The sequence below is a fragment of the Pseudomonas syringae pv. coryli str. NCPPB 4273 genome, from assembly GCF_000972175.1.
Lineage (GTDB): Bacteria > Pseudomonadota > Gammaproteobacteria > Pseudomonadales > Pseudomonadaceae > Aquipseudomonas > Aquipseudomonas syringae.
On record NZ_AWQP01000008.1, the window covers coordinates 180,869 to 194,100 of the forward strand.

Genomic DNA, 13,232 nt, shown 5'->3' on the forward strand with positions numbered 1-13,232 from the left:
CTGCTGACGGTCACGAATGGCAGCTATTGGCCGTTTGCGGCCCCTCGCGACAGGCAGCAATCTGTGTAAACGAGCACTCAACCGACTCGCAAGATTGCCCACGCAATGTAGAGGGCGGGTTGGCAGATCAGGATGACTGTCGCGAGTATCGTGCCGTAGGCAAGCCTGGTTCTTGGCGATTTCGCTCCCGAAGGCAAGACCACCGCCGAGTAACTCATCCGTAGAGTGAATACGATGAGCAGCACCAACTGCGCGCACACGTAGAGGTTGAAAGCTGGAGTTGCTGGAAGAAAATAATCGACAGGGAAAAGCACAACCCCGAAGAGCGTGCCGAACAGGATCACGTGCCTGAAGTTCTTGGACACCTCGGCAAAGCTTAATTCGAATCGCACACCGGTTTTGCTGCTCATCAACCAGGCATAGAGCATGGTAAAGCCGACGGGCAACACGTAAATACCCAAGACCGCGTACAGCAGATATCCCCCTATCATGATGTTCTCCCTGAAAGTCCATTCAATCGCAATTTCCATCTCTTGCTAGATCCAGTCGCCTCCGGGAGCGTAGAACCTCCGCTGGTTGATGAGTGGATTATTCTGTAGCAGAAGTCGGCCGGATAGCTATCGTGCTGGGAGGATTCTGCGATAACGACCTCCCCTTTTCTCATGATTTTTCTACCATGAAGTATTGAGCGTATATCGCATGAATACAGCTCTTGAATTTCCTACTGTGGCTCTTGGCCGACACACCAGCATAAGCCCCCTTTCGTTGAGCTCCCTATTGGCAAGCAACCGCCCGCCTGAACGTAATGTCTTGCCCCGAAGTCAAAAACACTTCAACCATGCTCCTCAAGGTGCCTTATGAGTTTGATACCCGAACTGAACAGCGAGGCTAACGTGCTGATATGCGGAGCCAGCCGAGGCATCGGCCTGGCACTGTGCGCGGCGTTGCTTGCTCGCGATGATGTGGCTCAGGTATGGGCGGTCGCGCGACAAGCCAGCACTTCCACAGAACTGGCAACGCTTGCAGAGCAATATGGCCAACGCATCAAACGCATCGACTGCGACGCGCGCAATGAACAATCCCTCGAAGCACTCGTGAGCGAGACGCTGGATGGATGCGATCATCTGCACCTCGTCATCAGTACGCTTGGCATTCTTCATCAGGACGGCGCAAAAGCAGAAAAGGGCCTTGCACAACTGACACTTGCGAGCCTGCAAGCGAGTTTCGCAACCAATACCTTTGCGCCGATCCTGCTGCTCAAACACCTACTCCCTTTATTGCGCAAACAACCTTCTACCTTCGCGGCGCTCTCCGCGAGGGTTGGCTCTATTGGCGATAACCGATTGGGTGGCTGGTACAGCTACAGAGCCAGCAAAGCAGCGCTCAACCAGTTGCTGCACACGGCCAGTATCGAATTGAAACGCCTTAACCCGACCTCTACTGTCCTGGCAATACACCCTGGCACGACTGACACGGAGCTGTCTCAGCCATTCCAGGCGAACGTGCCCGAAGGCCAACTGTTCGAACCGGCTTTCTCGGCGGATCGCATCATTGAGGTGGTAGGCGCACATGGACCGGCCGATAGCGGGACCTTCTGGGATTGGGACGATAAGCCGATTGTCTGGTGACTTGTTTCACTTGTGAGAATGAGATGGCTGTCAGTTTGGCACGTCTATCTGAGTGGTTGGCTTCGACCCAGCTGACATCAGGCGATGGGTGAGGTTGGCCAATAGCCGTTATTAAGCAACCAGCGTAATCTCTCGGCCATCCCGCTCAATTGAGGCTAGCAACAGATGACGGAACAGCTTTGCGTTGTATTCATTCCGGCGCTTTCGGTGGCCTTGCAAAGCGCCGAAGCGAAAAAAGGGTCTCCACTTACAGAGTCCGAAGCGCTCAAGATCCGTGATGAAGCGACATGTGTTGCAGTTCCATTCGGCGTCGCCCTGGATATGGAGAACGAACGGGGTTTCCGGGACTTAGTTGCCGAGGACTGCTGTAATGAATGGCAGCGACTCCGGCTCTCAATGAAGAAATGATCTTCTCTACTGCACCAATACTCATAAAATGCCGTCTTCACCCGCCCATCGCTGCTGAAATGAGAGGCAGCTTTTGCCGATTGATGATCTTCAGCTTGGACAGCAATCGGACAGAAGGGAACATCAAATCAACTGGATAGATAATGCCCGACCCTCGCTTCCAGTAGGTTGATCAAAGCAGGTGCCATGTATTCGTAATCATCAGAAATACTTAGACAGATGATACGTTTATTCGCCAACTGTGAGGTGAATCGAGCAGTCAGTTTCTTTCGATGGATTTGCTCCATCACAAAAATCAGATCTGCCCACTCCAGAAGTTCTTGGCTTACAGGCACATCCGCATCGTTATTGACGCCAGCCGACGCGGTCTCAACACCCGACCAATCAGCAAAAAGTTGCTCGGCGGTCGGACTACGTAAACGATTTTTACCGCAGATGAACAAAACATTCAAAGTGGGTCATCTCCAAACTGTTCCGGTGCTCAGGTTCGGACACGTCGACATATTGACAGCGTAGCTTCTGTGAACCCGAGAAATGTATCCCTTTTGGACAACAGAAAGGAATTACTCAGGGGCTGAACCCGTTTTTAGGTTTTGACGCGCGGTGAGAGGGGTATTGGTCGGATCGGTCATGACTGAGCGATTGTATGCAATGCTTCAATTTGCCTGAGCCAGGCATCGAATCGAGTGCATTGTTGCCGAATGATCGGCAGGCCAATCTCAATCGCGGCAAGTGAACCGTGCAGCGGTTTTTCATAGCCATCGTAAAGCTTCTGCAGTCGCTTGCTCGGCGCGGTCATCGGGCTGTTGTTAATAGCTTCCGGCGTTTCAAACTCATTTCGTATGTGCAAAAAACGATCTTCAAGGGCAGGCTGGTTGATCCCGACAGCTAACCGTGTGGGGCAACTGAATAGCAGACCCTCGAATTCGTACATTTGCACATAGGGAATGAATCGGCGCATGGCTTCATCACCTAGCTTGTTCGCCAGTCTTTCCGTCATAGCTTCAAGCAGGCAATCAGCTTTTTCATCCACGGTGCTCTTGCAACTGGCATTCGCCTTGCCAGGGAATTCCTCAGGTAGGCCATAAAAATCAAAAAACGTGGTGCAATATGCCTGCCGGTCACCTAACAGGCGCTTTTCAACATCACTGAGCAGGCGCTCGAAACGAAAGTTACCGCCCTTGTGACCGGGCTTTCCGATCAGCGCGGGAATCAGGTAAATATCCAGATTCTGGAAGGCTTGAGCCAGCACCTCATTGATGAACATCTCTTCTGTCTGGCCCTCGCAGATGACGTGGACTCGAATCATTTACGCGGCCTCCCGCCCAAAATGTTTTTCTCCCAAAGCTCGCCTACCGAATAATCGTCCAACCATGTTTCGAAAGCTTCTTCGTCAAGGCGCTTGAAGACAGTCGCGCCTTTTTCCCGCTCGACGATGATCAGGTCGTCGATTGAGAATTCGTTCACCAGAGGGACTGACTGTGTTGAGACAAGCACCTGCATTCGGGCGGAGGCTGATCGCAGCAGTGAACCCAGTAAAGTGATGGCGTATGGATGCAGGCCGAGTTCCGGCTCGTCAATGATGATGGTCGATGGCGGGTCGGGCTGGAGTAGGGCGGTCACCAAGCATATGAAACGGATCGAACCGTCCGAGAGCTGGCTCGGCCAGAAGGTGTAGTCGCTGTCCTTCTGACGCCATTGCAGGTTGATCAGTTCTTCCTGAGTGTCCAGTCGCACAGGCTTCAGTACGAAGTCATCGAAGAACGGAATCGCCAGCTGGATCGTTTTGCGGATCTGCTCATACACCTCGGGCGTCTCGGTGGATAAGCGATGCAGATATGCCGCCAAGTTCGACGCGTCTGGACGGAGATAGTCATCGATATGGGCCGGTCCGTAGCGTTTGACGCTCGCGGTTTCGCTAGTGTCATGGAAGTGGAAGACCTTCCAACTGGAAATCGATTCGTAGCAGTACGCAACAACATTGTTCTTGTAGGGCGCTTGGAATTTTTTGAGTTCGTAAGCTTTTTTGAGCTTTGTCTCTTGATGCCCGGAGCCCAGCGGAATCCATTCGGATCCATACATGGGGCCGTCAAAAAAAAGCCGTTCATTTGAAAAAACAAAGTCACCTTCCACGGTCGGTTCCAACTCGAACTCATAGCCGTTCAAGCCAAAATGGACGTAAGAACTGATCCTCTGAGTTTCTTTGACGCCGAAACTGACAACGCGGTCAGCGGAGCCTTGTTGAGTCGTCCACTTTTTGAGGCGCAACTCCATCATCTCGCTGAGCATGCGAAAGTAAGAAACGAAGCTGCTCTTGCCCGCACCGTTGGCTCCAAGGAGCACGTTCAGGCTGCCCAGGTGTAAGTCTTCAAGGCTTTTGATGGACTTGAAGCCTTTGATGGTGAGCCGGCTGATCGGGTTCTTTGTGCTCATTGCTGCTTGATTCCTTTCGCGGCGCTGCTCATTGTGTCCAAAGCCGCTTTCGTTGATAGCTGTGGCGGATTCTGCCATCGATTTCGCACGCTGGCTCCCCTATTGATGGGGTCATCCTAACGCTAATCTTTTCTATCTAATACCGAGGCCTTGGCTCGTGAGCATTGCAGTTACGACACCCAAGCCTACCGGATTGCCCCTAATGTAGAATTCAGTTTCCGTTCAAACCGCTATCGCGGGTCAGCAGGCGGCGTTTCCAGTGGATTTCCTTCAGCATCATTTCTTCTTTACCGGTGTGCTTGTCCGCGATTTCAAGAATGCTGAACCTGAAATTCTCCGCGAAATCCTTGCCGCGCTTCGTATGCAAATCTCTGATTCGGGTGTTCCCGCCATGCCCGCTATTGGCGTAGCTTGACCATCTATCCCATAGACCGCCTGTGCCGGTCGCTGAACCGACATAAAGCTGTTCTTCACCCTTCGTGCGGTCAGAGATCAGGTAGACGCCTGCCACGCTGGACAAGGCTGTCTGCCAGGATTCCAAGGTTTGGTTGACTATGATTTTCAACTCTGCATGGGACACGTCCACTTCCTTGAAACCGGGAAACCTGCCGACCGTCATTGGTTTTTCCAGAATGGAGGACACGACCATGCTTCTGAGACAGGTTTCCAGCCAGAGGTAATTACCTCGAGGCTTTGTGTAGTCGAGGATCAAGCGTCCTTCCAGTTCGGCAAATTCAGGCACACGGCGGTAGTCGTAAACAAAGTCCCGCCTCTCCTTCCTGTCCTTGGTGTCACTCAGCTTCAAAGAGTCATACACGCCTGCCAGAAGCCATTTCTTCGTGCCCGGTAACTCGACCAAGCCAATTACATACTCACACTCAAAATTCCGCCGGGACTGCCACGATTGCCATTCGTCAAATTCCCCCGCCAGGTACACGTCCATTGGATGTTCAAGCCCGTTGTGCTGGGCAAGATGCACCTTTGTGTTCGGGACTGTGAGAGAGGGTAGGAGGCTCGTTAGAAGCTGAATCAGCATGGCGTCGCTCTTGTGATTGGTGGACTGCGATTGACAAGAATCCGCTTGAATTGCGTAGGCAATCGAGTACGGTTCAGGAGTGGCTGGTACGTGTCTGTGGTGAAGTATGTCGAGCTAAGGAAAAGGCGGTTGAAGCTCCTCACGCTTCCCTTGGTCCATCTGCTTCAAGGATTGGGTTCAGGTTGAATGCTACTTCATACTCGAAAAGCGAGACGTTAGGCACTGCCACGATAGCGTGACGTAGGTTTGAGCTGATCGATTTCGCAACGATGACTCCTTTCACCATCTTCCCATGTAGCGGCTTATCTGACCGATAGCACGGTCTGCAACACGTCCACGTTTCAGTTCGAAGATCACGAACGAGTTATCTGAATCAAGTGCGAGTATGTCGATTGGCCCTACGCCGGTAGGGTATTCGACTCCATCACGGTCTTGAGCGTCGACGTAGAGGCGAAGGGGTTTACCTTCCAGTTTCAGAGATTCGATGTTGTGAGATATGAAGTCGCGTAATTGCCACTCCAGCTCAAAAACTGTCTCTCGATCTGAGTCTGACGTGTCTTGGTCTTCAAGAGCCAAGTCTTCGTCTTCAATGGCTTGGATAGCTGTTTTCGGTGTGCCTGGATGCAGGACCAGAACCTGCGTTTCAGTTTCCTCAGTGACCCATCCCATGCGAGTGAATGCACGACGAAGCTGCTGAGAGTTCGTGTTTGGATCGATAGGTGGTGCTTCATCGGGGTTCTGACGGCACCATTCTTTCATCGGATGGAGCCTGTGCTCACCATCCAAACCGATCAAAACGACTGAATATTTCTTGGGTGGCTGCGTCTGGGGTCTTCCATGACTAGTAGTTTAGGACTGGCAGGGTAGCTGTTGGGGCGTAGGGCTGTCACTGGGCTGGTGTTGCATGACCGATTTAACAAACTTTAAACGAAAAGGGGGGCATGGCTCGCTGGTGGCTGGATCAGGAAACCTCTACCGTACAATTCTTCAATGGGGCCAACCGGGCGGGCGTCGAAGCGCAGATCACCAACATCGGCTCCTTTGCATCCAAGCAATACAGCTGGCTGTAGCCGTAGTCATACCGTCTTCAGATCCATTTTACTTACCGGCTTTCGTGCCAGACACGAAAGCCCACTGAAACTTGGAACAGTCGCTCCCATTTCGGCGGATGCAAACCAACGTAAACAACTGACTGTAAAACACCCCAAAACGTCGTGCAGTCGCCAAAATTATAAATAAAACTAACTAATTCTTGGCAATACAAACCTTTTAACCCAGAGTTTGCGGGCGTTCAATCGCTTGCTGGTGGTCTGAAAGCTACTCGATATAAGGAAATAAAATGGCGATGGTCTTCTGTCGTGGCTGCGCAAAGGAAATACATGAAACGGCACTCAACTGCCCGCAATGTGGCGCCAGTCAGGTCTCCGCAACTCCCGCGAAACAGCTACAACAGACTGGCTCTCCGTGGATGGCTATCGTCTCTCTGGTGCTGGGCATCCTCTGCTCGCTGGCGCTGTTCGACGATGGTGAATGGGATCTGGATACCGTCGTCGGGCTCGGCATGTGCTCGATAGCCGGACTCGTTCTGGGCGTTATCAGCATCAACAAAAAGTTGCCTGGCAACGGAATAGCGATAGCAGGCACTGTCTTGTCAGCAGTATCGCTGCTGATATTTTTTGGATTAATAGCTAACTGATTTAGGGAAGAATGAGATGGTATTTTGTCGTGGTTGTGCAAAGGAAATCAGTGATGAAGCTGGTACGTGTCCGCACTGCGGGGCACCGCAGCTGGTTGTTTCGCCAGCCAGTGCGAGCACCGATAACCCGCCTGCATGGAGCTGGTACACAGACGTTCTGAAAAAATACGCGGTGTTCACCGGCAGGGCACGCAGAAAAGAATACTGGATGTTCTTTCTGTTCAACATCTTGATCTCGATTGTCCTCGGCTTTATCGGCGGGCTGATAGGTGATGGCGGCATTATCGCTAACCTTTATTCCCTGGCCGTGTTGGTACCGGGTATCGCGGTGGGTGTTCGCAGGTTGCACGACACGGATCGCAGCGGCTGGTGGCTGCTGGTACCGATTGCCAACCTCGTGTTTTTGATTCAGGAAGGTCATCCAGGACCTAACCGTTTCGGGCCAAGTCCTAAGTAAATACGGTGTGAAGATGTGGTCGTCTGGCCACATCTTCACAGGCTTTCGCTGCGGCACAGCCCATAGACGGAGTCACTGTTTTATATGGACACCTCTGACGGAACGTTACAAGGCACCTGCCATTGCGGCGCTGTACGATTTCAAGTTCGGCTTACTGACGGATTCAAGACCGTCCGGCGCTGCAACTGCTCCTATTGCCGGATGCGCGGTGCGATCGCGGTTTCAGCAGCCCTGGAGGATATTGAGATCACTTCCGGCGAGGCGATGCTCAAGCTCTATCAGTTCAACACCCTGCAAGCGAAGCATTATTTCTGCTCACAATGCGGGATATATACACATCACCAACGCCGCTCCAACCCGGCCCAGTACGGAGTTAATGTGGCCTGCCTCGAAGGAATCAGTCCATTTGATTTTGAAGAGGTTCCAGTCAACGAAGGGCGAATTCATCCCAAGGATAAAGCTGCTGGAAGCGGGTCGGACATCGCTGGATACCTGCGCTATATCCCTACCACTACTTCCTGAGATGAGGTAAATCGCTCAAGCGACCTCAGTGACCGCTCTGATCGAAAGCTACTGACGCGCGCCCGGGAAATCGCATTTTCTGAAAATAACTGGAAGCCCGGGCAATCTGGCTTATCGTGTTACTACAGCGTATTGGAAGCCACTGCGCCTCTACGGAAAATAGGCTGAACTTGTAACGGGCACGATCTCTCTCACTAACTACGCACACCTGTTTATAAGGAAAATACCATGTCTAAACTCGCAGAATACCGTCAGCTGGAAAAGCATCTCGCCGAGCAACTCAAGGCACTGGAGACGATGAAAGGCGACCAGGGGCTCAAAAAGGAAATCGAGTTCGAAACCAAGCTGCGCAAGCTGCTTGAGCACTATGGCTTCAGCCTGAAGCACATCATCAATCTGCTGGACCCACAGACTTCGGCTCGTGGACAGACCGCTGATAAGCCTGCGGGCAAGCGCAAACCGCGCGAACTCAAGGTTTATAAAAATCCGAAAACCGGTGAAGTGATCGAGACCAAGGGTGGGAATCACAAGATTCTGAAGGAATGGAAAGCGGAGCATGGTTCCGATGTTGTCGAGGGTTGGCTAAAGAAGTAAAGCCTTGCCTGTCGATTGATTCAGGGCGTCGACTCTTCACCGTTGGCGCTGTTGAACAGCCGACGCCGGGAACGATCCGCGGCGGCTGTTCGTCTGACCTGTATCGACTCACTGAAAAGGTACAGCGCAATGGACAAGACGATCACCGTGGACCAACTGGCTTCCACTGACCTCAGATCAGTCAACGAAATATGGCTCGGCGGTACTCATACCGAGCTATGTCTGTGGCGTGGCAAACAAGTCCCTACCCACGACATGCTCAGCGAGGGCACCCACGATCAGAACGCCCGGCGCCTGTGCCTGCAACTGGTCGACCCCGACGATAAGGCTGCAGTAGCCAATGTCGAAGCACTCGTTCGCGAGCGGCTGGAAAGGATGGGGAGCCAGGGCGAGTTTTATCCGGCTGAGAATGCGGACACTCACCAGTAAATCGTTCTGATTTCACGCGATTCTGTAGGCCTTGGGGCCGTCTTGCCAGACTGTAGCTTTGTGACGCAGAGCGTCACGAACTGCATGCCAACGCGGAGCATTGGCACGGTGGTCATCTGCAATTACAGAGTGTTCCGCCTGCAGACACTACCCCTTCAAACACTTTCTCAAATCCTCAATCAAACCTGGGCCCTTGGGCTGCCACCCCAGGCGCTCGCGTGTCTTGTGACTCAGGCTGCTCATGTCCTTGGCCACGAATGTCGACAGCCAGCCAAAGTGTGCGGTGGCTTCATGGGCGGGCACGGCCAAGGTGGGCAGGCCGAGGTGTTCTCCGATGGTTTCGGCAATCAGGCGGAAATTAATGCCTGATTCGGCAGTCGCGTGATAACGAGCCCCCGGCTGATGTTTCTCCAGAGCCAGACGATACAGGCGCGCCGTGTCTTCAAGGTGCGCTGCAGACCACTGATTGAGGCCTTGGTCGATATAGGCCGAGCAGCCTTTTTCCTGCGCCTGTTTGATCACTTCGCTGACCAGGCCTTGTTTGGCCGGGTTGTGAATTTGCGAGAGTCGCATCACGACTACGTTGACGCCGCGTTGCAACAGCGCCTGCCCGGCGAGTTCCGATGCAACGCGAGGGTTGGGGTGCGCCGGGTCGAAATGATCTTCGTCTGCGGCCTGCCCAGGTGCTGACGAGCCCATCGCCGTGCTGGAGGTGATAACCAGTGGTCGCTTGGAACCTGCCAGTGCAGAACCCAATGCGTCGATGACGCGAGCGTCTTTCTGGCAGTTGGCGACGAAGTGCGCGAAGTTGTGATCAAACGCCGTGTGAATCACCGCGTCGCACTTCTCTACGCCACGCTGAAGGCCGGACAGGTCTTCGATATCACCGCGATGCGGTTCGGCTCCCATGGCAAGCAGAGCTCGATCCCCCTCTTGCGAACGTGTCAGCCCCACTACCTGATGGCCTGCGTTGATCAGTTCCCCAGTGACGCGAGTGCCAATAAAGCCTGTGGCGCCGGTTATAAATACGCGCATAGTCAAATCTCTCTTTGCTGAAGTCGGCAGAGTGCGCGTAACGTTTATCCCGTAAAAGACGTGACGTTATCAGGGTATAGAAACCAACAGGATCATCATGGCCAACCCGCTGGGAACATATTTGAAGGACTGTCGGGCGCGTCTGGACCCTGCGAGTCTGGGGCTTTCCACCACGCGTCGACGCACGCCAGGTTTGCGTCGTGAAGAAGTTGCCCAGCGCGCCAATATCAGCGCGACGTGGTACACGTGGCTGGAACAAGGTCGCGGTGGCGCGCCTTCTGCTCAGGTTCTGGACCGGATCGCGCAAAGTCTCCTGATGACCGAGCCCGAGCGGCAACACCTGTTCATGCTCGCTTTTGGTCACCTGCCCGAAGTGGTCTACAGCGCGCCCGAAGGCGTATCGCCGCGCTTGCAGCGCATTCTGGATACGCTCGCGTTCAGCCCTGCTTTTATCAAGACTGCCACTTGGGATGTTCTGGCCTGGAACAACGCTGCGGCAGCTGTATTTACTGACTACAGCCTGCTGCCCGTAGAGCAGCGCAACATCCTGCGCCTGATGTTTTGCAACGCTGGCACGCGTGCAAAGCAGGACGACTGGCAGGCCGTCGCGCGCTTTATCGTCGCCGCCTTCAGAGCCGACGCGACCCGTGCCGGTGCTGCCTCGGAACTCCGCGAACTTGCTGACGAACTCTGCACGCTCAGCGCCGATTTCGCTGCGTTGTGGCGCGACAACGATGTGCGTTCACAGGGCGAAGGCACCAAGCGCCTGCGGCATCCGGTTCATGGGCTGATTGAACTGGAGTATTCGGGGTTCGCAGTGGATGGCCGGCCCGATCTGTCGATGATTGTTTATAACCCGGTCACCGAGGATGACGCGGCGCGGGTTCAGGCGCTGGTGGAGGGTTACATACAGCGTTAATGCGGCTTTAGAACCATCAGGCTTTTCTGCTACCAGATCGCCCTCCCGCCCGAAAGATCGAACCGCCATTCCATCACGTACTCGAAAGTGTGTGACCTCAAAAAACCAACCCTTTCCCGCCATTTGGCAACGCCGTATTGAAGCCCCCCGGTACCGCCGAACAGGTATCGACTCACAACGCTCCGGACCTCGCCAGATGGTCAATCCGCATTCAAAAAGAGTAACCCTATGAGACCCCAGACTTCCTTCATCTTCGACCTGGACGGCACGCTGACCGACAGCGTTTATCAAAACGTCGCCGCCTGGAAAGAAGCGCTGGATGCAGAAAAGATCCCGCTTGCGATGTGGCGTATTCACCGCAAGATCGGCATGAGCGGCGGGCTGATGTTGAAATCTTTGTCGCGTGAAACCGGCTTGAACATCAGCGAAGAACAAGCCGAACGGCTCAGCGAGAAACATGCTCAGGCTTACGAGCGGCTGCAAGGACAGATCATCGCATTGCCCGGCGCCGTCGAGTTGCTGGAGACGCTCGACAAGGAAAACCTCAAGTGGTGCATCGCCACCAGCGGCGGGATCGATACGGCGACGATCAACCTCAAAGCGCTGAAACTGGACATCAACAAGATCAACATCGTTACGCGCGATGATGTGAGTTACGGCAAGCCTGACCCCGACCTGTTCCTGGCGGCTGCAAATAAGATAAACGCTCCGATCGACGAGTGCCTGGTGATCGGCGATGCGATCTGGGACATGCTCGCGGCGCGTCGCTGCAAGGCAACCGGCGTGGGTCTGCTGTCGGGCGGCTACGACATCGGCGAGCTTGAGCGTGCTGGCGCGTTGAGGGTGTATGAAGACCCGCTGGATCTGCTGAATCATCTGGACGAGATTGCTTCTCGGCCTTGAATCTACGGATTCATCGTTTCCAATCCATGTGAGCAGCTCAACGTACCTGCAGAAACACGTTTGAGCTGTTACACCACCTCAGCGCCATATTTGTGCTCCCTCAGCCCGGCAGAGTACCGCCGCCCTCATCCGAGACGCTGTCGGCGTCGTCCACTTCCGGCTCACCTTCATCGTAAGTTTCGTCGTGTTCCGTACGCTTCTTCACCTCGTCGCCTTTTTTCGGGCCGACACCGGGTCTGTTCGCGTTCATGGCGAGGACCGGGTCTGCTTCGCGGTCGTACTGGCCGAGTTGTGGGCTGGCGGGGTCTTCTTTGGGTACGCTGTCTGTGAGTATGTGATCGGTTGTCATGTCAGCCACCTTTTTCGTTTGCCAAAGAAAGTGGACGTGGCATCGGGCTGAGGGTTCGATTCAATCGATGAGCGTGGCTGCGCTCAGCCGCCAAACGATGCGTATTGCAAGGGCAGGCCGGTGGTGAATTTGATCTGTTCCATGGCGAAGCTGGAGCTCACGTCGCTGATGCCGGGGATGCTGATCAGTTGCTTGTACACCGCGTCATACCCTGCGATGTCGGCTACGACGATGCGCAGCATGTAGTCGGTGTCGCCCGCCATGCGGTAGCACTCGACCACTTCAGGCAACTCGCCGACGGCGGCGTGAAACTGTTCGAGCCAGGCGGCGTTGTGCTGGTTGGTGCGGATGGCGGCGAAGACGCTGACTGAGACGTTCAGCCGTTGCGGATTGAGCAGCGCAACCCGGCGGTCGATGATGCCGGCCTCTTCCAGCTTCTGGATACGTCGCCAACACGCGGTACTGCCCAGGCCGATACGCTCGGCGATGTCTGCGACCGAGCGGGTGCAGTCGGTTTGCAGGATGTCGAGAATTGCCCGGTCGAATTTGTCCATTAGCGGTTTCCTGCGTTAGTCGCTCTACACTGATCGTGAGGAACGATGGGTGTCTGACTGCGATTCTGCGCCTCACACAGCATCACTATCGTGCCAATGCTCCGCGTTGGCATGCCTTTCGTGACGCTCTGCGTCACCCAACGGTGCAGCACCTTGAACCCCGGGAGTGGACGCGGAGCGTCCAGAACTGTATTCCCATGCGGAGCGTGAGGAACGATGGCGTCTGGCTACGATCTGCGTCTCACACAGCATGACTATCGTGCCAATGC

At 54.3% G+C, this 13,232-nt stretch carries 19 protein-coding genes; 10 read left to right on the forward strand and 9 right to left on the reverse strand.

What is annotated here, in order from left to right; genetic code table 11:
* Positions 1-77: 77 nt before the first annotated feature.
* Positions 78-530, reverse strand: a complete 453-nt coding sequence (locus tag P406_RS06570) for a hypothetical protein (RefSeq protein ID WP_046235721.1) — start codon at positions 528-530, stop codon at positions 78-80.
* Positions 531-857: 327 nt separating this feature from the next.
* Between P406_RS06570 and P406_RS06575 the strand changes: the two genes are divergently transcribed.
* Positions 858-1,628 carry an SDR family NAD(P)-dependent oxidoreductase gene (locus tag P406_RS06575; RefSeq protein WP_046235722.1) on the forward strand — a complete coding sequence of 257 codons (771 nt, stop codon included), beginning with the start codon at positions 858-860 and terminating at the stop codon, positions 1,626-1,628.
* Positions 1,629-1,793: 165 nt separating this feature from the next.
* Positions 1,794-2,036: a hypothetical protein gene (locus P406_RS06580; protein WP_046235723.1), complete on the forward strand. Its 243-nt coding sequence runs from the start codon at positions 1,794-1,796 to the stop codon at positions 2,034-2,036.
* Positions 2,037-2,164: 128 nt separating this feature from the next.
* On the opposite strand, the gene P406_RS06585 is transcribed toward P406_RS06580, so the two are convergent.
* The 5 genes from P406_RS06585 to P406_RS06605 all read right to left on the reverse strand — a co-directional run bounded on the left by P406_RS06585 (position 2,165) and on the right by P406_RS06605 (position 6,264).
* The gene (locus P406_RS06585) at positions 2,165-2,488 is read right to left on the reverse strand and encodes a low molecular weight protein tyrosine phosphatase family protein (RefSeq protein WP_032702510.1); all 324 of its coding nucleotides are present in this window, start codon (positions 2,486-2,488) and stop codon (positions 2,165-2,167) included.
* Between the two features lie 176 nt (positions 2,489-2,664).
* Entirely contained in the window at positions 2,665-3,345 is a 681-nt protein-coding gene (locus P406_RS06590; protein ID WP_046235724.1) for a DUF4276 family protein, read from the reverse strand.
* Positions 3,342-4,547, reverse strand: a complete 1,206-nt coding sequence (locus P406_RS06595; RefSeq protein WP_235810346.1) for an AAA family ATPase — start codon at positions 4,545-4,547, stop codon at positions 3,342-3,344. Before P406_RS06595 ends, P406_RS06590 begins: the two co-directional genes overlap by 4 nt.
* 133 nt (positions 4,548-4,680) lie before the next feature.
* Complete coding sequence (locus P406_RS06600) at positions 4,681-5,505, reverse strand: GIY-YIG nuclease family protein (protein ID WP_046235725.1); 825 nt, start codon at positions 5,503-5,505, stop codon at positions 4,681-4,683.
* 279 nt (positions 5,506-5,784) lie between these two features.
* A complete protein-coding gene (locus P406_RS06605; protein WP_235810345.1) occupies positions 5,785-6,264 on the reverse strand; it encodes an endonuclease NucS domain-containing protein in 480 nt (159 codons plus the stop codon).
* A 182-nt stretch (positions 6,265-6,446) separates the two neighbouring features.
* Between P406_RS06605 and P406_RS29930 the strand changes: the two genes are divergently transcribed.
* The 6 genes from P406_RS29930 (at position 6,447) to P406_RS06630 (ending at position 9,203) form a co-directional block, all read left to right on the forward strand.
* Positions 6,447-6,575 carry a DUF6882 domain-containing protein gene (locus P406_RS29930; protein WP_266304265.1) on the forward strand — a complete coding sequence of 43 codons (129 nt, stop codon included), beginning with the start codon at positions 6,447-6,449 and terminating at the stop codon, positions 6,573-6,575.
* A 269-nt stretch (positions 6,576-6,844) separates the two neighbouring features.
* Entirely contained in the window at positions 6,845-7,201 is a 357-nt protein-coding gene (locus P406_RS06610; RefSeq protein ID WP_003318145.1) for a DUF4190 domain-containing protein, read from the forward strand.
* A gap of 16 nt (positions 7,202-7,217) precedes the next feature.
* Positions 7,218-7,658, forward strand: coding sequence for a DUF805 domain-containing protein (locus tag P406_RS06615; protein WP_046235726.1), 441 nt, complete (start codon positions 7,218-7,220; stop codon positions 7,656-7,658).
* A gap of 84 nt (positions 7,659-7,742) precedes the next feature.
* A complete protein-coding gene (locus P406_RS06620) occupies positions 7,743-8,180 on the forward strand; it encodes a GFA family protein (RefSeq protein ID WP_046235727.1) in 438 nt (145 codons plus the stop codon).
* A 228-nt stretch (positions 8,181-8,408) separates the two neighbouring features.
* Positions 8,409-8,774 (forward strand): histone-like nucleoid-structuring protein, MvaT/MvaU family, encoded by a 366-nt coding sequence (locus P406_RS06625; RefSeq protein WP_003413918.1) that lies wholly within the window; start codon positions 8,409-8,411, stop codon positions 8,772-8,774.
* A gap of 129 nt (positions 8,775-8,903) precedes the next feature.
* Complete coding sequence (locus P406_RS06630) at positions 8,904-9,203, forward strand: hypothetical protein (RefSeq protein WP_003413920.1); 300 nt, start codon at positions 8,904-8,906, stop codon at positions 9,201-9,203.
* A 147-nt stretch (positions 9,204-9,350) separates the two neighbouring features.
* Here the strand turns inward: P406_RS06630 and P406_RS06635 are convergent, their stop codons facing one another.
* Positions 9,351-10,238, reverse strand: coding sequence for an SDR family oxidoreductase (locus P406_RS06635; protein WP_046235728.1), 888 nt, complete (start codon positions 10,236-10,238; stop codon positions 9,351-9,353).
* A 97-nt stretch (positions 10,239-10,335) separates the two neighbouring features.
* Here P406_RS06635 and P406_RS06640 point away from each other — a divergent pair, with 97 nt between their 5' ends.
* Complete coding sequence (locus tag P406_RS06640) at positions 10,336-11,157, forward strand: helix-turn-helix transcriptional regulator (protein WP_010408189.1); 822 nt, start codon at positions 10,336-10,338, stop codon at positions 11,155-11,157.
* 228 nt (positions 11,158-11,385) lie between these two features.
* Complete coding sequence (locus P406_RS06645) at positions 11,386-12,060, forward strand: HAD family hydrolase (protein ID WP_003413932.1); 675 nt, start codon at positions 11,386-11,388, stop codon at positions 12,058-12,060.
* A gap of 100 nt (positions 12,061-12,160) precedes the next feature.
* Here P406_RS06645 and P406_RS06650 read toward each other — a convergent pair whose 3' ends face one another.
* Together P406_RS06650 and P406_RS06655 are read right to left on the reverse strand one after the other, a co-directional pair.
* Positions 12,161-12,409 (reverse strand): hypothetical protein, encoded by a 249-nt coding sequence (locus P406_RS06650; protein WP_003318137.1) that lies wholly within the window; start codon positions 12,407-12,409, stop codon positions 12,161-12,163.
* A gap of 83 nt (positions 12,410-12,492) precedes the next feature.
* The gene (locus P406_RS06655; RefSeq protein WP_002555835.1) at positions 12,493-12,963 is read right to left on the reverse strand and encodes an Lrp/AsnC family transcriptional regulator; all 471 of its coding nucleotides are present in this window, start codon (positions 12,961-12,963) and stop codon (positions 12,493-12,495) included.
* Positions 12,964-13,232: the final 269 nt, after the last annotated feature.